Source organism: Nonomuraea sp. NPDC050790 (genome assembly GCF_044456745.1).
GTDB lineage: Bacteria > Actinomycetota > Actinomycetes > Streptosporangiales > Streptosporangiaceae > Nonomuraea.
On record NZ_JBITGF010000004.1, the window covers coordinates 316,743 to 336,550 of the forward strand.

General features: G+C 73.3%; 17 protein-coding genes. 12 read left to right on the forward strand and 5 right to left on the reverse strand.

What is annotated here, in order from left to right; translation table 11 throughout:
• Positions 1 to 24 precede the first annotated feature (24 nt).
• From pgsA to ACIBEJ_RS21870, 3 genes are all read left to right on the forward strand, one after another.
• Positions 25 to 597: a CDP-diacylglycerol--glycerol-3-phosphate 3-phosphatidyltransferase gene (gene pgsA, locus ACIBEJ_RS21860; protein WP_397184605.1), complete on the forward strand. Its 573-nt coding sequence runs from the start codon at positions 25 to 27 to the stop codon at positions 595 to 597.
• Positions 594 to 1,091, forward strand: a complete 498-nt coding sequence (locus tag ACIBEJ_RS21865) for a CinA family protein (protein ID WP_397184606.1) — start codon at positions 594 to 596, stop codon at positions 1,089 to 1,091. The genes pgsA and ACIBEJ_RS21865 overlap by 4 nt, the downstream gene beginning before the upstream one ends.
• Positions 1,092 to 1,347: 256 nt before the next feature.
• Entirely contained in the window at positions 1,348 to 1,704 is a 357-nt protein-coding gene (locus tag ACIBEJ_RS21870) for a helix-turn-helix domain-containing protein (protein ID WP_184966807.1), read from the forward strand.
• Here ACIBEJ_RS21870 and ACIBEJ_RS21875 read toward each other — a convergent pair.
• Together ACIBEJ_RS21875 and ACIBEJ_RS21880 are read right to left on the reverse strand one after the other, a co-directional pair.
• On the reverse strand, positions 1,701 to 2,474 hold the full coding sequence (locus tag ACIBEJ_RS21875) for a DNA-formamidopyrimidine glycosylase family protein (protein WP_397184607.1): 774 nt from the start codon (positions 2,472 to 2,474) through the stop codon (positions 1,701 to 1,703). The two genes, ACIBEJ_RS21870 and ACIBEJ_RS21875, sit on opposite strands and share 4 nt — an antisense overlap.
• Positions 2,461 to 3,048 carry a TetR/AcrR family transcriptional regulator gene (locus tag ACIBEJ_RS21880; RefSeq protein WP_397184608.1) on the reverse strand — a complete coding sequence of 196 codons (588 nt, stop codon included), beginning with the start codon at positions 3,046 to 3,048 and terminating at the stop codon, positions 2,461 to 2,463. Before ACIBEJ_RS21880 ends, ACIBEJ_RS21875 begins: the two co-directional genes overlap by 14 nt.
• 82 nt (positions 3,049 to 3,130) lie before the next feature.
• Between ACIBEJ_RS21880 and ACIBEJ_RS21885 the strand changes: the two genes are divergently transcribed.
• Positions 3,131 to 4,321, forward strand: a complete 1,191-nt coding sequence (locus ACIBEJ_RS21885; protein WP_397184609.1) for an MFS transporter — start codon at positions 3,131 to 3,133, stop codon at positions 4,319 to 4,321.
• Here ACIBEJ_RS21885 and ACIBEJ_RS21890 read toward each other — a convergent pair.
• Both ACIBEJ_RS21890 and ACIBEJ_RS21895 read right to left on the reverse strand, forming a co-directional pair.
• A complete protein-coding gene (locus ACIBEJ_RS21890; protein ID WP_397184610.1) occupies positions 4,292 to 4,741 on the reverse strand; it encodes an RrF2 family transcriptional regulator in 450 nt (149 codons plus the stop codon). The two genes, ACIBEJ_RS21885 and ACIBEJ_RS21890, sit on opposite strands and share 30 nt — an antisense overlap.
• 8 nt (positions 4,742 to 4,749) lie before the next feature.
• On the reverse strand, positions 4,750 to 6,528 hold the full coding sequence (locus ACIBEJ_RS21895) for an endonuclease/exonuclease/phosphatase family protein (RefSeq protein ID WP_397184611.1): 1,779 nt from the start codon (positions 6,526 to 6,528) through the stop codon (positions 4,750 to 4,752).
• 89 nt (positions 6,529 to 6,617) lie between these two features.
• On the opposite strand from ACIBEJ_RS21895, the gene ACIBEJ_RS21900 reads away from it, so the two are divergent.
• Positions 6,618 to 7,796 carry an ROK family protein gene (locus ACIBEJ_RS21900; RefSeq protein WP_397185277.1) on the forward strand — a complete coding sequence of 393 codons (1,179 nt, stop codon included), beginning with the start codon at positions 6,618 to 6,620 and terminating at the stop codon, positions 7,794 to 7,796.
• Here ACIBEJ_RS21900 and ACIBEJ_RS21905 read toward each other — a convergent pair.
• On the reverse strand, positions 7,786 to 9,294 hold the full coding sequence (locus ACIBEJ_RS21905; protein WP_397184612.1) for a glycoside hydrolase family 3 protein: 1,509 nt from the start codon (positions 9,292 to 9,294) through the stop codon (positions 7,786 to 7,788). The two genes, ACIBEJ_RS21900 and ACIBEJ_RS21905, sit on opposite strands and share 11 nt — an antisense overlap.
• Before the next feature lie 114 nt (positions 9,295 to 9,408).
• Here ACIBEJ_RS21905 and ACIBEJ_RS21910 point away from each other — a divergent pair, with 114 nt between their 5' ends.
• Genes ACIBEJ_RS21910 through ACIBEJ_RS21940 form a run of 7 tightly spaced genes read left to right on the forward strand, consistent with a single transcriptional unit; the run spans position 9,409 to position 19,605 of the window.
• Positions 9,409 to 13,506: a thioester reductase domain-containing protein gene (locus ACIBEJ_RS21910; RefSeq protein WP_397184613.1), complete on the forward strand. Its 4,098-nt coding sequence runs from the start codon at positions 9,409 to 9,411 to the stop codon at positions 13,504 to 13,506.
• Positions 13,499 to 14,809 (forward strand): MFS transporter, encoded by a 1,311-nt coding sequence (locus tag ACIBEJ_RS21915; RefSeq protein ID WP_397184614.1) that lies wholly within the window; start codon positions 13,499 to 13,501, stop codon positions 14,807 to 14,809. The genes ACIBEJ_RS21910 and ACIBEJ_RS21915 overlap by 8 nt, the downstream gene beginning before the upstream one ends.
• A gap of 43 nt (positions 14,810 to 14,852) precedes the next feature.
• Positions 14,853 to 15,839, forward strand: coding sequence for a methyltransferase (locus tag ACIBEJ_RS21920; protein ID WP_397184615.1), 987 nt, complete (start codon positions 14,853 to 14,855; stop codon positions 15,837 to 15,839).
• A complete protein-coding gene (locus ACIBEJ_RS21925; protein ID WP_397184616.1) occupies positions 15,836 to 17,065 on the forward strand; it encodes an FAD-dependent oxidoreductase in 1,230 nt (409 codons plus the stop codon). The genes ACIBEJ_RS21920 and ACIBEJ_RS21925 overlap by 4 nt, the downstream gene beginning before the upstream one ends.
• Before the next feature lie 3 nt (positions 17,066 to 17,068).
• Positions 17,069 to 17,722, forward strand: a complete 654-nt coding sequence (locus ACIBEJ_RS21930) for a DUF6875 domain-containing protein (protein ID WP_397184617.1) — start codon at positions 17,069 to 17,071, stop codon at positions 17,720 to 17,722.
• 24 nt (positions 17,723 to 17,746) lie between these two features.
• Positions 17,747 to 18,895, forward strand: coding sequence for a hypothetical protein (locus ACIBEJ_RS21935; RefSeq protein ID WP_397184618.1), 1,149 nt, complete (start codon positions 17,747 to 17,749; stop codon positions 18,893 to 18,895).
• Positions 18,892 to 19,605, forward strand: coding sequence for a PIG-L family deacetylase (locus ACIBEJ_RS21940; RefSeq protein WP_397184619.1), 714 nt, complete (start codon positions 18,892 to 18,894; stop codon positions 19,603 to 19,605). The genes ACIBEJ_RS21935 and ACIBEJ_RS21940 overlap by 4 nt, the downstream gene beginning before the upstream one ends.
• Positions 19,606 to 19,808: the final 203 nt, after the last annotated feature.

Below are 19,808 nucleotides of genomic sequence, written 5' to 3' on the forward strand. Positions count from 1 at the left end.
GTTCCCCGCACCGGAGGCCGGGTCGTGACGAAGGACGAGCGCCGGGTGGTCAGCCCCTGGAACATCGCCAACGTTCTCACGGTCGTCCGGATGGTGCTCGTCCCCTTCTTCGTCGTCTGCCTCTTCCTGCCCGGCACGGGCTGGCGGCTGGCCGCGCTCGGGGTGTTCGCGGTGGCCTCGATCACCGACCATCTCGACGGCGAGCTGGCCAGGCGCTACGGCCTGATCACCGACTTCGGCAAGATCGCCGACCCGATCGCCGACAAGGCGCTGACCGGGGCGGCGCTGGTGAGCCTGTCGGTGCTGGGCGAGCTGGGCTGGTGGGTCACGATCGTGATCCTCGGCCGCGAGCTCGGCGTCACGCTGTTGCGGCTGGTGCTGCTGCGCCACGCGGTCATCCCGGCCAGCTACGGCGGCAAGGTCAAGACGGTCCTGCAGATCGCCGCGATCGTCCTGTACATCCTGCCGTGGGGTTCCGACCCGGTGCGCTGGGTGGTCATGGGGGCGGCGGTGCTGGTCACCGTGGGCACGGGCGTCGACTACGTCTTCCGCGCGGTCCGGCTGCGGCGCGTGGCCAGGCAGGTGCGCGGCGAGTGAGCAGTGCGCGCGCGGCGGAGGCTCTCGATCTCCTGGTACGCCGCTCGGCGACCCTGGCCGTGGCCGAGTCGCTGACCGGCGGGCTGCTGGGTTCCGCGTTCACCGGTGTGCCGGGGGCCTCCAGGGCGTTCCGTGGCGGGGTGATCGCGTATGCCACGGATCTGAAGCACGCGCTGCTGGCCGTACCGGAGGATCTGCTGCGGCGGGAGGGGGCGGTGCACCCCGAGGTGGCGGCGGCGATGGCGCGGGGGGCGGCGAAGCTGTGCGGTGCCACCTACGGCCTGGCCGTCACCGGAGTGGCCGGACCCGATCCGCAGGACGGCAAGCCCGTGGGCACCGTGCACATCGCCGTGAGCGGACCTGGTGACCAGGTTTGGCGGCGAAATCTGGGGCGAGGAGGGTCGCGTGAGGAGATCCGGGTAAGGACGGTGGACGAGGCTGTCGATCTCCTCGCAGGTGTGCTGAAGCGGAGCAATGGGGAACATTCCGGGTGATTACCGTGTTACGTCCCCAGCGAACATGCCAAGCACGGTCTGACGCGGTGTCGGTGGATACGGGTACGGTGGAGCTGTGAGTGAGGTCCGTGAGCCATCAGCAAGCATTGAGCGCCCGGCCGGCGGGCCTGACGAACCACGTGCGACGCGGCGGCGACGCCCGATGATGACGGCGAGGAGTATGTACGAAGCCAAGAAGAAGAGTCCGATCGCGCGAGGCGTGGTGCCGACATCCACGCCGGGGAGGGAGCGACAGATGATTCTGCTGCGTCAGCTGCTCGGTGACGTGCTGCGGCGGCTGCGGGTGCGGCAGGGTCGCACCCTTCGTGAGGTGTCGACGCTCGCGCGTGTCTCGCTCGGATACCTGTCCGAGGTCGAGCGTGGGCAGAAGGAAGCGTCGTCGGAGCTGCTCGCCTCGATCTGCGGCGCCCTCGGGGTGCCGTTGTCGCAGGTGCTGCGTGAGGTGTCCGACCAGTTCGCGCTGGCCGAGCTCCAGGCCGCTCCGGTTCTCGCCGACGCGCCCGAGCACGAGCGTCTGCCGCTTTCCGAGTCGGTTCCCGGTTCCATCTCCGATTCGGTGTTCCCCGAGGTGAAGGACATGGTGGCCGCCTAGCGCGGCTGGCAGTTCCCACACCACAGGATCAGGCGTTCCTGTGGCTGTGCCCCCATCTCCCCGCGGCTGATGCGGGTGCCGCATCGGCGACAGGGCCGCCCTGCCCTGCCGTAGACCCACGTCTGGTTGCCCGGACGGCGGTCGCCTGTGGTCACCGTGCCCGCGTGCACCTTGTTGGCGTCCAGCAGGCGCTGCGCCAGCGAGACCAGGCTGTCCAGATTCTCGATCTCGCCGACCTTCCGCCAGGGCCACACGCCGCGCAGGAAGAGCGTCTCGGCCCGGTAGATCGTCCCGATGCCCGCGAGGTTGCGCTGGTCCAGCAGCGCCTCGCCGATGCTCCTGCCCGGGTCCGCGCGCAGCCGGCGGACCGCCTCCGCGGCGTCCCATCCCTCTCCGAGCAGGTCGGGGCCCAGGTGCCCGATGACCTCGCGCTCGTCCTTGACCAGGTCCACCATGCCCAGCTTGAGGCCCACGGCCTGGTGTTCTGCGTTGGCCAGCACGAGGCGTACCTGGTCGCCGGGTGGCAGGCGGCGGCCCGGCTCCATGATCCGCCAGCTCCCGTCCATGCGCAGGTGCGTGTGGACGGTCAGGCCGCCTTCGATCCTGGTGAGCAGGTGCTTGCCGTACGAGGCCGTGGTGAGGACCGTGCGGCCGGACAGGTCCGCGGTGGCGTGGCGTGGCACGCGGAAGTCCGTGCGGGTCAGCACGCGCCCGTCGAGCGCGGCGCGCAGCCGCGTGGCGGTGCGGTAGACGGCGTCACCCTCGGGCATGCTCGGCCACCCACTCGTCCAGCATCGCGGTGAGCTGGTCGAGCGCGCCCTCCACGCGCTCGCGCTCGCCGGTGGTCAGGAAGTCGATCTGCAGGCCGGTGTAGGCGGAGTTGACCAGCGTGGAGATGCGCCGCGCGTCCTTCTCCGGTACGCCCCGCTCGCGCAGCAGGTCGGCCACGAAGGCGGAGCGGTCCGATAGCAGTTCCGGCACGTGCCCGGCCAGGCGCCCGCCCGCGACCAGGCCCTCGATCTCGTGGATGAGGCGGGCGACGGGCAGGTTCTCCTCGCGTAGCTGCCAGTCCCAGGTGCGGCGGACGATCGTGCCGACGCTCTCGCCGCCCTGCCAGCCGGGCAGGGAGCGCAGCCAGGCCCGGTGGCGCTCGTCGAGGCGGCGCATGGTGGCCGACAGGAGTTCCTCCTTGCCGGAGAAGTGGTGGGTGAGCACCCGGGTGGACTTGCCGAGGTGCTCGGCCAGCGGCCGCATGGACAGCGTGGACAGGCCGTGGTCGGCGAGGTAGTCGACGATCTGGTCGAGCAGCTCGGAGCGGCGCTGCGGGTCGGGCGTCCTGGCCATCCGGATTTCCCTTTGACGGCGGTGGGGTGACACTCGTTACCTTATATGGGTAACGAGTGTTACCTTTATCGAGGGGAGAGTCATGCCCGCGTGGTTGTTCGCGCTGATGTTCACCACGTTCGCCTTCGCCACCGACGACTACGTCATCGCCGGTGTGCTGCCCGCCATCGCCGCCGACCTCGGGGTCAGTGAGGCGGCGGCCGGACAGTTGGTGACCGTGTTCTCGCTGGCCTTCGCGATCGGGGCGCCGGTGGCCTCGGTGGTGACCGCGCGCTGGCCGCGCAGGGGCCTGGTCACCGGGGCGCTGCTGGTGTTCGTCGCCGCCAACTGGGCCGCGGCGTTCACCGACTCCTATGCGCTGCTCATGGGCTGGCGGGTGCTGGCCGCGCTGGCCGCCGCCGCGGTCGTGCCCGCCGCCTACGCGATCGCCACCGCGCTCGCGCCCGAGGGACGCCGCGGGCGGTACCTGGCCCTGGTCATGGGCGGGCTGACCGGCTCGCTCGCGCTGGGCGTGCCGATCGGGACCTGGGTCGGCGGCGCCTTCGGCTGGCAGGCCACGTTCGGGCTCGGCGGCGCGCTCGGCGTCGTCGCGCTGCTGGCCGTACGCTGGACGCTGCCCGAACTGCCGCCGGTGGCGGCGATGCCGATCGGCGAGCGGCTGCGCCCGCTGGCCCGGCGGCCGGTGCTGCTCGGGGTGCTGGGCATCGTCGCGATCGTCATGGGCAGCATGATGGTGCTCACCTACCTGGCCCCCTACCTGCGCGACCTCGCCGGGGTGTCGGCGGCGGAGCTGGGCTGGATCTTCGTACTGGCCGGGGTGGCCGGGCTCGCCGGCGGTCAGCTCGGCGGCCGGGCGGCCGACAAATGGGGCGCCGACCGGGCTCTGCTGGCGGGCGTCGGCGGCTTCACGGCCGTGATGGCGGCCTTCACCGCCTGCTGGTTCGTGCGGCCGGTGCCGCTGCTCGCGCTGCTGCCGCTGCTGGCGGTCTGGGCGGGCGTGTCGTGGTGGATCCCGCCACCGGCCCAGACGCGGCTGCTGGCCCTGGCCGGTACGGCCGGCCCCCAGGCGCTCGCGCTCAACAGCAGCGCGGTCTACGTGGGCGTGTCCGGCGGCGGCGCGCTCGGCGGCCTGCTGCTGGAGGCGTGGGGCACCGCCGTGCTCCCCGCGGCCGCGGCGGTCGTCGAGGTGGCCGCGCTGCTCCTGCTGTGGGCGGCGGCCCGCGGCGGTCAGCCGGTCCCCGGATCAGTCCCAGGCGGCGGGGTCGGCGGCTAGCTGGCGCACCCGCTCGGGCAGCGCGCCGGTGGCTACGTGGTCGAGCGTCACCTCTTCGAGGATCGCGCGCTCGGTGGCGCGCAGCGCGATCCAGACGGCCTGCAGCGACTCGGCGGGCCCGCGGTAGCCGACGTGCTCGGGGCGCTCGCCCCGCACGTTGGCGAGCGGGCCGTCGACGGCCCTGATGACGTCGGCGAGGCTGATCTCACCCGCCGGACGAGCCAGGACGTAGCCGCCCTCAGGGCCGCGCTGGCCGCGCACCAGCCCGGCGCGCCGCATCTGGAGCAGGATGTTCTCCAGGTACTTGGGCGGCATGTCCTGCTCCTTGGCGAGCTCGCCCACGGTGGTGGGGCCGGCGCCGGCCGCGGCGAGTTCGGCGGCGGCACGGAGGGCGTAGTCGACACGAGCGGAAAGGCGCATGTTGTCGATTATCCCTGGTGGTCAACACTGGTTATGCGCAGGAGCGCCAAAACGGGCAGGTGGTCGGAGTAGCGCAGGCGCGGCACCGTGGCTGAGACGACCGTGACACCCTCGCTGACGAGCACGTGGTCGATGCGTTCCTTGGGTGCGTCGGCCGGCGAGGTGGGCGGGTCGCCGAGCGCGACCAGCGGGTCGGACAGGCCGGCCGACTCCAGCACGCGCAGGCCGGGGTCGCCGTGCCGGAGGTTGAGATCCCCGGCCAGCACCACTGGCCGCCCGCCCGCGCGCAGGTCGCGCACGATCGCCGCCACCTCGGGCGCCTGGCCCTCCGGCGCCTGCAGGTGGGTGTTGACGATGCCCACCTCCTTGCCGCCCACCTCGACCACGAACGTCTGGGCCTGGGCGCCGGTGGGGTAGTCGTGCCGGCCGAGCCGGTGCGAGACCGGCGGCTGGATCGGGAGGCTGGTCAGAACGGCGTCGCCCCACAGTTCGTCGGCGGCCGGGGCGAAGTAGTAGTTCATGCCGAGGCGGCGGGCGATGCGGGCCAGGTCGTCGTGGCCGCCGTTGAGCAGCCAGCCCCGGTCCACCTCGCTGAGCAGGACCACGTCGGGCTCCTGCGCGCCGGCCCACGCGGCGATCCGGTCGAGCGAGAGCCGGCCGTCGAGGTCGAAGCCCATGCGGATGTTGTAGGCGATGAGCGTGAACGTGTCGCCTTCCTTCGCCCGTACGGCTGCCGCCGGTTGGTAGGCCGCCGCACCGACCAGCAGCGCCACCACGAGCGCGCCGGCCGTCAGCGGCCAGATCCGGCCCAGGTCGTAGGAGGGCGGCCGGTGGCGGAAGTACGCCGACAGGCCCACCCCGGCGATCAGCAGTCCCGCCGCGACCGGCACGAGCCGGTTGGGGAAGCCCAGGTTCATGTCATAGGCGGCGTAGTAGGCGAACAGCCCCAGGAAGAACACCAGCCCGCCGCCCAGCAACGCCGCGCCTGGCCGTCTGGCGGCCCCGCCGGGCACCGCCATCAGGACGGCGGCGCCGACCACGACCGCCCACGGCTGCAGGAACGCCGCGCCCGCCGCGCACAACACGCCGAACCCGATCGCGCTCGATGTGGAGCGGGGCGGCCGGGTGGCCAGGTAGGGGGAGAAGACGAACGCCAGCACCACCGGCACCACCCACAGCCAGCCCGCGCCCGGCCCGGCGTCGGTGCGCTGCGCGGTGGCCGACATGCCGGCGACCAGCATCACGGGACCCGCCAGGAACCACACCGACCACGGGGCGGGATCGGCCTCGGGCGGTGGGCGGAAGCCCCAGGTCAGGGCCAGGAAGACGGCGCACAGCGTGGCGCTCGCCAGCCAGGGGAGCGGGCCCTCGCGCCAGACCAGGTCCACGCCGTCCAGCAGGAAGTGGACGGTGAACGACAGCGCGAGGCCGCCCATGATCCCGGGGGCGGCCCAGGTCCTGGGCATGGTGCGGGCGCTGCCGTACAGGAAGACGAGGCCGGCGCTGACGCCCGCGGAGGCGACGTAGAGCTGCGAGAACTCCGCCTGCAGCAGCAAGCGGGCCAGCACGAGCGCGAGCGCGCCGCCCGCGAGCGCCCATCGCGGCCTGACCAGAGCGGCGAGGAAGGGCAGAATGAACCATGCGGCCGCGTAGAGGCCCATCAGCTCGGGTGGCGTCTCGCCCGCGCGGCCGAAAAGCGTGATCAGCGAGGGCAGGAAGACACGCAGGACATCGAACAGCAAAGTGACGCCGAGCGCGAGGAGGAGCGGGCCGCGGGGGAGGGGCATGAGGCATCCTCGTGTTCGCCTGCGATGATTCGCAAGAGCTGGAGCGCTAAACTTCCAACAACCTTGACTGAATGACGGTGGGATACAGCGTGGAGCGACGTCCTGGTGTGCCCAGGTTGCTGCGAGAGATCAACGACCGGGCCGCTCTCGACCTGTTGCTGGCCACCGGTCCCATGACGCGGGGCCAGATCGGCGATCTGACGGGCCTGTCCAAGGTGACGGCCTCACAGACGCTCTCCAGGCTGGAGGAGCGTGGGCTGGTCGAGGTCGTCGGCACGCAGGGTGGCGGGCGCGGGCCCAACGCCGCCCTTTACTCGGTGGTCTCCTCCAGTGCGTTCGTGGCGGGGCTGGAGGTCGGGCCCGAGCTCATCTCCACGGTGATCGCCGACATCCACGGGCGCACGGTGGCGGAGGTCAGCGTCGACCCCAACGGCCACGACGACCCCGTGCCGGTCGTGCACGGCGCGATCGTCAAGGCCTGCCGCAGCGCGAAGGTCAGCCTGGCCAGGCTGCGCGGCGTCGTGATCGGCACCCCCGGCGTGGTCGACCCGCGCAGCGGCGACGTGCGCTTCTCCTTCGACCTGCCCGGCTGGCACGAAGGCATCCACGAGGCGCTGGCCGGCGACCTCAGGCGCGAGGTGACGATCGAGAACGACGTCAACCTCGCCGCCATCGCCGAGCGCTCCGACGGCGCCGCGCAGGGCATCGACGACTTCGTGCTGCTGTGGGCCAGCCGCGGCCTCGGCCTCGCGGTCATGCTCGGCGGCAAGCTCCACCGCGGCCGCTCGGGCAGCGCGGGCGAGATCGGCTACCTCGCCGTGCCCGGCGTGCCGCTGCCCCAGGACATCCGCGCCGTGCCCGGCCGCCTGCCGACGCTCGCGGGCGGCCTGCAGTCGCTCGTCAGCGCCGAGGTGGTCGCCGAGCTCGCCCAGGGGTACGGCTTCGCCGCTGCCTCGGCCGGCGAGGCGGTCAAGGTGGCCGTGGCGGCGGGGGAGCGCGGCGACGCCCTGCTCGACGAACTGGCCCACCGCCTGGCCCTCGGCGTGGCGGCCGTGTGCGTGATCCTCGACCCGGGGCTGGTGGTCCTGGCCGGCGAGGTGGGCCACGCGGGCGGCGCGGCCCTGACCTCGCGGGTGGAGGAGGCGGTGGCGCGCATCTGCCCCGTCCGCCCGCAGGTGGTCACCAGCACGATGGAGCAGAACCCGGTGCTGCGCGGCGCCGTGCTGGCCGCGCTCGACCAGGCCAGGGAGGAGCTGCTCAGCTCCTGAGCAGCTTCGCCAGCGCCTCCGCCGCGATCTCGCAGCACAGCGTGGTGCCGCCGAAGGTCGCCAGATGGGCCGCGCCGGGCACCTGCTCGCCGGGCACGCCGAGCTCGGCCACGACGGCGTCGGGGACGCGGGCCAGCACGCGGTCGACCGCGCCGGTCAGGTGGGCGTGCCGGTAGGCGGTCCTGAGGACGATCACCAAGGGGCGCCCGGCGCCCGCTTCGACCGCCGCGTCCAGTTCGCCGGTGTCCGGGGCGCTCAGCCGTACCGCGGTGGCGCCGGGCAGCAGGCGCGACAGCGGGAGGCCGATCCCCCAGGGGGTGACCGGGTCGACGGCGAGGTTGGTGGGGGCGTCCAGCTCGATCACGTGCGGCGGTCCCGAGCCCGAGGGCGGACGCCGGACGGTCAGGCGCAGCGCGCGCCGCGCGGCGGCCTCCGCGCCGTCGTCGCCGGGCAGCCGGGGGAACGGGTCGCGGTGGCGGGCGGCCCACGCCGAGACGGCACGGACACGTGCGGCGGCCTCGGCCAGCCGCTCCTCGGGCAGCGTGCCGTCGGCGACGGCGGCCATGATGCTGTTGCGCAGCAGCCCGACCACGCCGGGCGTGGCGTTCTCTCCGCCCACGCAGAGCGCGTCGGCTCCGGCCGCCAGGGCCCGTACGGCGGTGCCCCCGAGCCCGTACTCGGCCGAGACGGCGGGCATCTCGATCCCGTCGGTGACGATCAGTCCGTCGAAGCCCAGCTCCTCGCGCAGCAGCCGCATCATGATGGGCCCGCTGACCGTGGCGGGGGCGTCGGCGTCGTAGGCGGGCACCAGCAGGTGTCCCGTCATGATCGCCTTGACGCCCGCGGCGATGACGGAGCGGTAGGGCACCAGGGCGGTGACGGCGAGCTCCTCGGCGGACAGCTCGACGGTCGGCAGCGCGTCGTGGGAGTCGACGGCCGTGGCGCCGTGGCCGGGGAAGTGCTTGGCGCATCCGGCCACGCCCGCCGCCTGCAGGCCGGTGACCCAGGCCGCGGCGTGCCGGGCGACGAGTTCGGGGTCGGCGCCGAACGCGCGGGTGCCGACCACGGGGTTGTCGAGGCCGGCGTCGATGTCCACGACGGGCGCGTAGTTGAGGTTCACGCCCGCGCGCGCGAGGTCGCGTCCGATGCCGTTGGCGACCCCCTGGGTCAGCACGGGGTCGTCGGCGGCGCCGAGCGCCAGGTTGCCGGGCCGCGAGCTGCCGGTGAACGCCTCCAGGCGGGTGACGTCACCGCCCTCCTCGTCGAGCGCGAGGATCACATCCGGGTTCTCCGCCCGGATTGCCGCCGTAAGTGCCGCTATCTGTCCGTTTTCAACCAAATTTCGCGAATAGAGGGCGATGCCGCCTAAGCCGGTCGCAAGGCGTTTACGGACCCAATCGGGCAGGGTCGTGCCCTTGAATCCGGGTTGCAGCACGGCGTCGGCAAGCCCGGCCAGCGTGGAACTCTCGGTGTTCCGCGAGCTCACCCATGACGTCATGCCAAGTCCTTGTCTGTGGTCATCACCTGTGTATAGCATCAAACTCGGCTAATAAATAGGAAAGTTTCCTAAGAGTTTGTGAACCTCCCAAATGGTCCTCAAGGAGAGGTCGTCATGCACAGTGCGGTCATGTCGAGGGCGCAGGAGCGCCTGTGGTTCCTCGACCGCCTCTCCAGCGGAGGTTCCTCCTACAACATCGCGGTCGCCGAGCGGCTGACCGGGCCCCTCGACGTCGCCGCCCTGGAACGCGCCTTCACCGACCTGGCCGCCCGCCACGAGGCCCTGCGGACCGTCTTCCCCGAGGCCGGCGGCGTACCGTCCGCCCTGGTCAGCCCGGCCGCGCCGGTCCCCGTCGAGCTCCTCGACACCACCGAGGCAGACCTGCCCGCCCTGCTGGCCGAACGTTCCAACCGCCCCTTCGACCTGGCCAACGGGCCGCTGGCCAGGGTCAGCCTGCTGCGCGTGGGCGCGCGGGAGCACGTGCTGGTGTTCGTGCTGCACCACATCATCGGCGACGCCTGGTCGCTGGAGCGCATCCTGTTCCCCGAGCTGTCGGCCCTGTACGCGGCCCACGCCGCCGGGGGACCGGCTCCCGAGCTGCCGGCGGCGCCGCCGTACTCGGACTACGCCCGGCGACAGCGCGAGCAGGACCACGGCGCGCACCTCGACTTCTGGACCGCCGACCTCGGCGGCGTGCCCGCCCTCGACCTGCCCGCCGACCACCCGCGCCCGGCCGCGCCCACCGGCGCCGGCGACCTGGTCATCCACCGCATGCCCGCCGCGCTCTGGACGCGGGTGACCGCCCTGGCCAGGGCCGAGCGGTGCACGCCGTTCATGGTGCTGCTGGCCGCCTTCCAGACGCTGCTCGCCCGCTACTCCGGGCAGGAGGACTTCTGCGTCGGCATCCCCGTCGCCGGGCGCGAGGACGTCGACTTCGAGCAGGTCTTCGGCCCGTTCGTGAACACGCTCGCGCTCCGCGCCGACCTGGCCGGCGACCCGACCGTGCGCGACCTGGTCAAGCGGGTGCGGCGCCGGGTGCTGAAGTCGTTCGCGCACCGCGAGGTGCCCTTCGACGAGGTGGTGGCCGCGTTACGGCGGCGCGGCGAGGACGGCGTCCTCATCCAGGCCATGCTCAACCTCGACAACCCGGAGGAAGGGCGGACCGACGGCACCGGCAGCCTCACGCTCGCCGGGCTGGAGCGCACCCCCGTCGTGTCCGGGCTGGCCCCCGCCAAGTTCGACCTGGCCGTGGACGTGGTCGTCTACGAGACCCACCTGCAGTTCATGCTCACCTACAGCAGCGAGCTGTTCGAGCCCGCCACCGTCGAGCGGATGGCCGTGCACCTGCGGCGGCTGCTGGAGGAGATGGTCGAGCGGCCCGGCGAGCGGCTGAGCGAGCTGCGCATGCTCACCGCCGCCGAACTCGCGCTGGTGCTGCCGGACCGGCTCGACGGGCTCGTCGCCCAGCAGGCCGCCCGCACCCCCGACGCCCCGGCCGTGGTCACCGAGGCGGGCCTGCTCTCCTACGCCGAACTCGACCGGCGGGCCGCCCTGCTGGCCGAGGAACTCGACGTCGCGCCCGGCTCACTCGTCGGGATCAGGATGCGCGCCTGCCCGGAGGCGATCGTCGCGCTGCTGGCCGTGCTCAAAGCGGGGGGCGCGTACGTGCCGGTCGACCCGGCCCAGCCGGAGGCCAGGATTCGGCTCATGCTGGACGGCTGCGCCGCGGTGATCTCCGAGGCGGGCGTGGAGCGGCTGCCGGGCGGCGCGAGCGAACCCGGCGCCGCCTACGTGATCTACACCTCGGGCTCGACCGGCACGCCCAAGGGCGTCGTCGTCGAGCACCGCACCGCCGCGCGCCTGGCCATGTCCTTCCGCGACGCGCACGGCTTCGGCCCCGGCCAGCGGGTGCTTATGGTGCCGCCGCTGAGCTTCGACGCCTCGGTCGGCGACATCTTCCCCGCGCTGTTCAGCGGCGCCGCGCTGGTCCTGCACCCCGAGCCCGCCGCGCTCGGCGGCCCCGAGCTGCTGGCCCTGTGCGAACGGCTCGGCATCACCATGGTCGACACCGCCAGCGCCCTGTGGCAGCAGTGGGTCGAGGACCTGTCCGGCCACGGCCCCGTGGACACCGGCCCGCTGACCACGATGATGGTCGGCGGCGAGAGCGTGCCCCTGGACCGGCTGCGCGCCTGGGCCACGCTCACCGGCGGCCGCGTCGCCTTCTACAACCACTACGGGCCCACCGAGGCCACGGTCTGCGCCACCGTCTACCGGACCGTCGACGGCGGCGAGCTCACCGGGCGCACCCATCTGCCGATCGGCACGGCCCTGCCGCACGTGCGCGCGTACGTGCTGGACCGGCACGGACACCCCACGCCCGTCGGCGTGCCGGGCGAGCTGCACCTGGGCGGCGAGTGCGTCGCCCGCGGCTACCTCGGCCGCCCCGAGCAGACCGCCGCCCGCTTCCAGCCCGACCCGTTCCTGCCCGGCGCCACGATGTACGCCACCGGCGACCTCGTCCGCCGCAACGCCGACGGCACGCTCGACTTCCTCGGCCGCACCGACCGGCAGCTCAAGATCAACGGCGTCCGGATCGAGCCGGGCGAGGTCGAGAGCGCGTGCCTCGCCCATCCCGGCGTCCGCGAGGCGGTGGTGACCTCCTCGGCCGGCCGCCTGGTCGCCTACCTGACCGGCAACCCGCCCGCCACCGCCGACTTACGCGCCTTCCTCGCCGACCGGCTGCCGCCCGCCATGGTGCCCGCCGCCTCGGTCGCGCTGGAGGTGCTGCCGCTCACCGCCCACGGCAAGGTCGACTTCCGCGCCCTGCCCCAGCCCGAGATCGCCGCCGTCGCCTACGAGCGCCCGCGCACCCCCACCGAGGAGACCGTCGCCGCCGTCTGGGAGGAGGTGCTCGGCGTGCGGGCCGGGCGCCGCGACAACTTCTTCGACCTCGGCGGCCACTCCCTGCTCACCCCCCGCACCGTGACCCGCCTCGCCGACGCCACCGGCGTCCGCGTCGAGCTGTCCGTCTTCTTCGCCTGCGCCGACCTGGCCGAGCTCGCCGCCGCCCTCGACGGCCACGCCCCCGCCACCGCCCCGCCCGGCCTGTACGGCGACGCCGTCCTGCCCGCCGACTACGCCGTGGTCCCCGCCCGCCCCCGCCGCGAGCCGGGACGGGTCCTGCTGACCGGCGCCACCGGCTTCCTGGGCGCCCACCTCCTCGCCGACCTGCTGACCCGCTCGGCGGCGACCGTGCACTGCCTGGTCAGAGGCGCCGACCCGGCAGGCCGCCTGCGCCGCAACCTCGAGGCGCAGGGCCTGTGGCGCGAGGAGTTCGCCGACCGGATCGTCCCGGAGCCCGGCGACCTGGCCGCCGGCCCGATCGCCCCGGCCCGCGAGATGGACCTGATCGTCCACAACGGCGGCGCCGTCGACTTCACCCGCCCCTACGCCCGGCTCAAGCCCGCCAACGTGGACGGCACGCTGGCCATCCTGCGCCTGGCCGCCCGCACCGCCACGCCCGTGCACCTGGTCTCCACGCTCGGCGTCTACCTGGCGCCGGGGGAGCGGGTGGTGCGCGAGGGCGACCTGCTGCCCGACCCCGAGCACCTGCACCTGGGCTACGACCAGAGCAAGTGGGTGGCCGACCGGCTGGCCGCCGCGGCCAGGGAGGCGGGGCTGCCGGTGGCGATCCACCGGCCGGCGCGGATCTCGGGCGACAGCCGTACCGGGAAGGTGCCCAGGAACGACTTCCTGGCCAGGTTCCTGTCCACGTGCGCGCTGCTCGGCACGGTGCCCGACGGCGAGCACCTGGACATGGCGCCCGTGGACCACGTCGCCGCCGCCATCGGCCACCTCGCCAGGAGCGGCGCGGAGGGCGACTTCCACTACCACAACCCGGGCACGCTCAGCTCCGCCCAGCTCGCGGACGGCATGGCCGCGCACGGCGTTGCCGTGGCCCTGTCGCCCGCGGCGGAGTGGCGGGCGGAGGTGCGCGAGCGGCTGGACAAGGGTGAGGAGCTGCCGATCGCCGCCTTCCCCGCCTACTTCGCCGAGTACGGCGACGAGCGCGGCCCGCGCTTCGACTGCTCGGTCACCGAGGCCAGGCTGGCCCAGGCGGGCCTGGTCTGCCCGCCCGCGCCCACGCTGCTCGACGCCTACCTCGACGACCTGATCGACTCCGGAATCCTGCCGGGAGGATGTCGTGCCTAGGACCTTCGTCATCATCTGGTCGTCGCAACTGCTGTCGATCATCACCTCCAGCATCACCGGCTTCGTGCTCGGTGTCTGGGTCTTCCAGCAGACCGGCTCGGCCACGCAGTTCGTGACGATCACGCTCTGCGCGATCCTGCCGGAGGTGCTGTTCGCGCCGCTGGTCGGCTCGCTGGCCGACCGCTGGGACCGGCGCAAGCTCATGATGGGCGCCGACCTCGGCGCCGCGCTGACCACCGGCGCGCTGGCGCTGCTGCTGGCCACCGGCGGGCTGCAGGTCTGGCACATCTACGTCGTCACCGCCGTCGGCGCGGTCTTCGGCACCGCGCAGATGGCCGCCTACCACTCGATGATGCCCCTGCTGGTGCCGCAGGAGCAGCTCGGCAGGGCCAACGGCATGATGCAGGTGGCCGACGCCGTGCGCATCGCCTCGCCGCTGCTGGCCGGCACGCTGCTGGTCGGCGTCGGACTCACCGGAGTGGTCGTCATCGACCTGGCGGCCTTCCTGATCTCCCGGGTGGTGCTCCACCTGGTGCCCCTGTCGCGGGCCGTGACCCGGCCCGGAGAGGGCAGACCGCCCGAGCCGTGGCTGCGTGACCTGGCCTTCGGCCTGTCCTACCTGCGAACCAGGCAAGGACTGTTCTGGCTGGTCGCACTGCTCGCCGCCTACAACCTGTTCTTCGGCATCGCCGGAGTGCTCGTCCAGCCGCTCATCCTGTCGTTCGGCTCGGCCGCCGTGCTCGGCGTGCTCATGGCCGCGGGCGGCGGGGGGATCTTCGCCGGTGGGCTGCTGATGAGCGCCTGGGGCGGGCCGAAGCGGCGGGTGCGCGGCATGCTCGCGTTCATGGCCGCGGGCGGCGTGCTGCTGGCCGCCCACAGCCTGAGCCCATCGCCCTGGCTGATCGCCGTGGTCGCGCCCGTGTTCCTGTTCACGCTGCCGTTCGTGCAGGGGACCGGGATCACCGTCATCCAGCTCAAGACCGCGCCGAACGAGCTGGGCCGCGTGCTCAGCGCGGTCCGCATGGTCACCCAGGCCGCCACCGTGCTCACCTATCTGGCCGCGGGGCCGCTGGCCGACCGGGTCTTCGAACCGATGCTGGCGCCAGGAGGGGCGCTGGCCGACAGCGTGGGGGCGCTGATCGGAACCGGTCCCGGCCGCGGGATCGCCTTCATCTTCTTGCTCGCCGGGGCCGGGCTGCTCGTGCTCGCGCCTCTGGCCTACCTCCAGCCGCGCCTGCGCCGGGTGGAGACGGAACTGCCCGACATCGAGGAGCCCTCGGATGCCGCTCTATCTAGATCCTGACGCATTACATTCCTTTCGTGATCTGAACCAAGGCCCTGGCGCCATGCTCGACCTGATCGGCGCCATGGCCTTCCGCACGGCCGGGACCGCCCAGCGGCTCGGCCTCTTCGAGGTCCTGGGCGCCGGCCCGCAGAGCGCCGCCGGCGTGGCGGCCAAGCTCGGCCTGCCGGCCGGGACGCTGACCGTGCTGCTCGACGCGCTCGTGAGCTTCGGCTACCTGCGCAAGGCCGGGGACCTCTACACCGCCGGCCCCGCGGCCAGCCCCTGGCTGGACCGCAACGCCGGCGGCGGGTTCGCGCCCGCCCTGGCCGTCTGGCACGAACTGCTGGGCGAGCTGTGGCAAGGGCTGGAGGAGTCGGTACGCGCCGGCCGCCCGCCCGAGCCGTTCTACCCGTGGCTGGAGCGCGACCCCGACCGGGTACGCGACTTCCAGGCCATGCTCGCGGGCCTGGCCTGGATGCTGGCCCCTGCGGTGGTCGAGGCTGCGCCGAAGATCGGCGGCGGCAGCCTCCTCGACGTCGGCGGCGGGCACGCGATCTACAGCATCGCCTTCTGCCGCGCCGCGCCCGAGCTGACCGCGACCGTCATCGACCTGCCCGGCGCGCTGTCCCAGGGCCGCGCCCACGTGGAGGAGGCCGGGCTGGCCGAGCGCATCCAGCTCGTCCCCGGCGACCTGGCCGACCACATCGACGGTCGCCACGACGCCGCGCTGCTGTTCAACGTCGTACACGGCCTCGACCCCGAGGCGGCGGCCGACCTGGTCGCCCGCACCGCCCGCGCCCTGCGGCCCGGCGGCGTGCTGCTCGTGCTGGAGCCCTTCGCCGACCCGCCGGAAGGCACGGGGGCGCACGACGCCGCCTTCCTGGGCGGCTTCAGCCTCAACCTCGCCGCGACCCAGGGCGGCCGCCTGTACACCTTCGACGAGATCGCCGGCTGGGCGGCGGCGGCCGGGCTGGGCGGCATCGAGCGGCTGGCGCTGTCGGCCCCCGGCACCGACGAACTGCTCGTGGCGCGGCGGGAGGCGCAGTGAAGATCGCGATCGTGGGGGCGGGGCCCGCGGGCAGCCTGCTCGCCTGTTACCTGGTCAGGCGCGGCCACCGGGTCGAGGTCTACGAGCGGCGGCCCGACCCGCGCCGCTACGACGACGAGGAGGGCCGCTCGATCAACCTCGGCCTGTCGGCCCGCGGCATGCGGGCGCTCACCGACGTGGGGCTCATGGCCGAGATCCGGCCGCTGACCGTGCCCATGCGGGGCCGGGCCGTACACGCGCCCGACGGCAAGGTGGCCTTCCACCCCTACGGCAACCGCCAGACCGAGATCCTGCACTCGATCCGCCGCCGCGACCTGGTCATCAGCCTGATCAACCAGGCCGACGCGGCCGGCGCCGCCTTCCACTTCGACACCGCCCTGGCCGCCCTGCCGGAGGCGGACGCGGTCGTGGGCGCCGACGGGGCGTTCTCCACGGTCAGGACGCTCATGCACCGCGGCGCCCGCGCCGACTTCCGCCAGGAGTACCTGCCCTGGGGGTACAAGGAGCTGACCATCCCCAGGATGCCCAGCCACCACGAGGCGCTGCACGTCTGGCCGGGCGGCGACGACGGTCTCATCGTCACCCACCCGAACCTGGACGGCTCCGCCACCGCCACCCTCTTCCTGCCCTACGACAAGCTCGCCGCCATCACCGACCCGGAGGCGTTCTTCGCCGACCGCTTCCCCGACGCGCTCGCGCTCATCCCCGACCTGGCCAAGGAGTTCGCCGAGCGGCCCGTCGGCCACCTCGTCTCGATCCGCACCGCCCCCTGGCACCACGAGGGCCAGGTCGTGCTGATCGGCGACGCCGCCCATGCCGTCTACCCCTTCTACGGCCAGGGCATGAACTCCGCCCTCGAAGACTGCACCGTGCTCGACGCCTGTCTTGACGAGCATCCCGACGACCTGGCCGCCGCGTTCGCCGCGTTCGAGCGACGCCGCCGGCCGCACACCGACGTCCTGGACGAGCTGTCCAGGCAGAACTTCGTCGAGTTGCGCGAGCGCGTGCGCTCGCCGCTCCACCACGCGCGCAAGCGCGCCGATCTGACGTTGGCGAGGATCTTCCCCGGTCGCTGGGTTCCGCTCTACACCATGGTCTCCCACACCACCACGCCCTACGCCGACGCGCTCGCCAAGGCGAAGCGGCAGGACGCCGTCCTGCGCTGGGCCGCCGTGGGCGCAGCCGGGCTCGCCGCCGTCGCCATGCTCGCCAGGAAGGTCCGCTAAACCATGCTCACGGATCCCACCGACCCCACTCGCGTGCTCATCGAAGTGGCCGACCTCGACGGGGACTCCGACCTGGTCAAGATGTACGGCAAGCCGCTGCGCGCCATCGTCGACTGGGCGCGCGCGTACCTGACCCGGCCCCATCCGTCCCTCGGCAGGAAAGGACCCGTCTGCCCCTACGCCCAGACCTCCCTCGACCGGGGCACCTTCTACCTGGCCGTCTGCCCCGGCGAGCCGACCGTGGAGGAGCTGTCCGACCTGCTGGCCGGATACCGCTCCTGGTTCCAGCGGCTGGTGGCGCCCGCCGGCGTCTCGCCGCAGTTCCGCACGATCCTGGTGCTGGTGCCCGACCTGTCGGACGCGCGCGCGGCCGAGCTGATCGACGCCGCGCAGCTCCAGCTCAAGCCGGAGTACGTCGAGGCCGGGCTGATGATCGGGGAGTTCTACCCTGGGCCGCCGCCCAAGGCCGGACTCTGGAACCCCGACTTCCGCCCGCTCGGCAGCCCGGTCCCGCTGCTCGCGATCCGGCACATGGTCGCCAGCGACTTCCCGTTCCTCAAGGACGATCCAGAGCAGACGACCGCCTACCTGGAGCGCTTCGGCGACCGTCCGCCGGCGGCGCTGCGCGAGGCGATCGCCGCGGTCCGCCCGCGCTGACACCGACATCACGGGGGAAACCACATGCTGCCTGTCTTAGCCGTCCTGCATGCCGAGGACGTCGCCCTGGAGTTCGTCTCCGTCCTGACCCGGCATGCGGACGACGACGTTCACGTGCTGGTCGGGGTGCCCGCCGCGGCGATCGTGCTGCCCGGCGGGCTGCCGTTGCGCGAGCGGCTGGACCTGCTCGCGCCGTACGTCGAGCCCGGCCGCAACACCGCCCCGCCACCCGGTCCCGAGCAGGTGTCGGCCGCCCTGGGCGGCCTGCCCGCGACCGGGTCCGCGCCGGTGGTGTGGACGCACTCGCCCGCCGACCACCGCATGCGGCGGGCGCGGCACGGCTGGACCGTCGCGCGCACCGCGGGCGCGGCGGTCTGCTCGGCCGGTGACAGCGCGCACCTTCAGGTGCTCGCCGGCCAGGCCGCCGCGCTCACCTCCGCCGAGGCCGCGGCGAAGATCGGGTTCGTGGTACGGCACGGCGCCGCCCTGCTGGCCAGCCGGGTGGCCGACCGGCTGGTCACCACCGAGCGGGTGCCCTCGGTGGAGCGGTTCTTCCAGGTGGAGGCGGGCCAGGCGGACCGTCTCTACGCGCTCACGGCCAGCCTCGGGGACGACGCGGCGCTGGCCGACGATCCGTGGGAGTTTCGCGGCTCGCCGTACGAGATGGGGCGGCTGGACGCGACGGCGGCGTGGGTGGCGCGCTGGTGCGCGCCCGGGGACGGTCCCGTGGTCGAGGTCGGCGCCTGCCAGGGGGCGCTGACCTCGCGGCTGCTCGCCAAGGGGTACGCGGTGCGCGCGGCCGAGCCCAACCCGCTCTTCCGCGACCGGCTCGAACACGAGCACGGCGTGGCGGCGCTGCCCGACAGCCTGGAGGACCTGGCCGCGCACCGCCGCTGGCCGGCCAAGGTCTACCTGCTGGGCGAGATGCTCTACTACGGCCAGGACCTCGACGTGCTGCACGACCTGCCCGCCGAGGTCCTGCTGATCTCCCTGGCCGAGGAGCGCATGGCCGACACGATCTGGCCATGGGTGCGCGAGCAGGACGTCTGGCAGGTGGCGGAACGCGTCGAACTGGCCGCGCCCGCCCTGGAGACGGTCTGCGACGGCCTGGCCTACGTCCGCAAACGCGGCAGCCGCGGGCTGGCGCTGGCGCGGAACGGAGCCGGGCAGTGAGCTTCCGCACGATCGTGCTGTCGCCGCACTTCGACGACGCGGCGTTGTCGGTGTCGGGGCTGCTCAGCGCGCTGCCGCGACCGGCGGTGTTCGTGACCGTGTTCGGCGGCACGCCGCCGGCCGGGCGCGCGCCGTCGGCGTGGGAGCGGCTGTGCGGGTTCACCTCGGCCGCGGAGGCGGCCCGCGAGCGGCGGGCCGAGGACGCGCGGGCGTGCGAGCTGCTCGGCGTGGAGCAGCTCGTCCTGGACAACCCCGACGCGCCCGCCAACGGTGTACGACTGGCGGGCCTGGCCGAGTTCCTGCGCGCCCACGCCGGCGCCGCCACCCGGGTCCTGATCCCCATGGGCATCGGCAACACCGACCACGCCCAGGTACGGGACCAGGCCCTCGACGCCCTGGCCGAGGCGGGGCTGCCCGCGCCCTGGATCTACGCCGACCTGCCGTACGCCTCGGTCGTGCCCCAGTGGGGGACCGAGGCGGCGGCGGGCGCGCTGGCCGACCATCCTCGGGCCGGGGCACCGATCAGGGCGCTGTCCTGCGCGATCGCGCCCTGCCGTGCCCCGTCGCTGAGGGGGGAGGCGTGGGTGGCCAAACGCCGGGCGGTGCTGGCCTACGCCTCCCAGCTCGCGCCGCTGGCCACCGACTTCGGGGAGGTGCTGGCGATGCCGGGGCCGCTCATGCACGAGTTGGTATGGGCGGCCCGCTTCTGATCTGGCTAACGCCAAGACCGCAAGATACTTTCCACCGATCGTCCCCATGAGGTCTTGGGCTGGCGGGCCCTGACTCCAAGAACGCGCCAATACTCCCTTTATCTCCTTATATGCGACTTATGCGGTGTTAGCGTCGATTTGTCGGCATATGGGAGCTCCCGTTATGGGAGCTTGCTCATGAGGAGGGGAATCATGGCGAATGT

Bases quoted from the DNA above. Each gene is read 5' to 3' on its own strand.
- ACIBEJ_RS21905 (WP_397184612.1), bottom strand. From the start codon at position 9,294: ATGACGTCATGGGTGAGCTCGCGGAACACCGAGAGTTCCACGCTGGCC.
- ACIBEJ_RS21885 (WP_397184609.1), top strand. From the start codon at position 3,131: ATGCCCGCGTGGTTGTTCGCGCTGATGTTCACCACGTTCGCCTTCGCC.
- ACIBEJ_RS21890 (WP_397184610.1), bottom strand. From the start codon at position 4,741: ATGCGCCTTTCCGCTCGTGTCGACTACGCCCTCCGTGCCGCCGCCGAA.
- ACIBEJ_RS21870 (WP_184966807.1), top strand. From the start codon at position 1,348: ATGATTCTGCTGCGTCAGCTGCTCGGTGACGTGCTGCGGCGGCTGCGG.
- ACIBEJ_RS21930 (WP_397184617.1), top strand. From the start codon at position 17,069: ATGCTCACGGATCCCACCGACCCCACTCGCGTGCTCATCGAAGTGGCC.
- ACIBEJ_RS21935 (WP_397184618.1), top strand. From the start codon at position 17,747: ATGCTGCCTGTCTTAGCCGTCCTGCATGCCGAGGACGTCGCCCTGGAG.
- ACIBEJ_RS21920 (WP_397184615.1), top strand. From the start codon at position 14,853: ATGCTCGACCTGATCGGCGCCATGGCCTTCCGCACGGCCGGGACCGCC.
- ACIBEJ_RS21875 (WP_397184607.1), bottom strand. From the start codon at position 2,474: ATGCCCGAGGGTGACGCCGTCTACCGCACCGCCACGCGGCTGCGCGCC.
- ACIBEJ_RS21880 (WP_397184608.1), bottom strand. From the start codon at position 3,048: ATGGCCAGGACGCCCGACCCGCAGCGCCGCTCCGAGCTGCTCGACCAG.
- ACIBEJ_RS21895 (WP_397184611.1), bottom strand. From the start codon at position 6,528: ATGCCCCTCCCCCGCGGCCCGCTCCTCCTCGCGCTCGGCGTCACTTTG.
- ACIBEJ_RS21910 (WP_397184613.1), top strand. From the start codon at position 9,409: ATGCACAGTGCGGTCATGTCGAGGGCGCAGGAGCGCCTGTGGTTCCTC.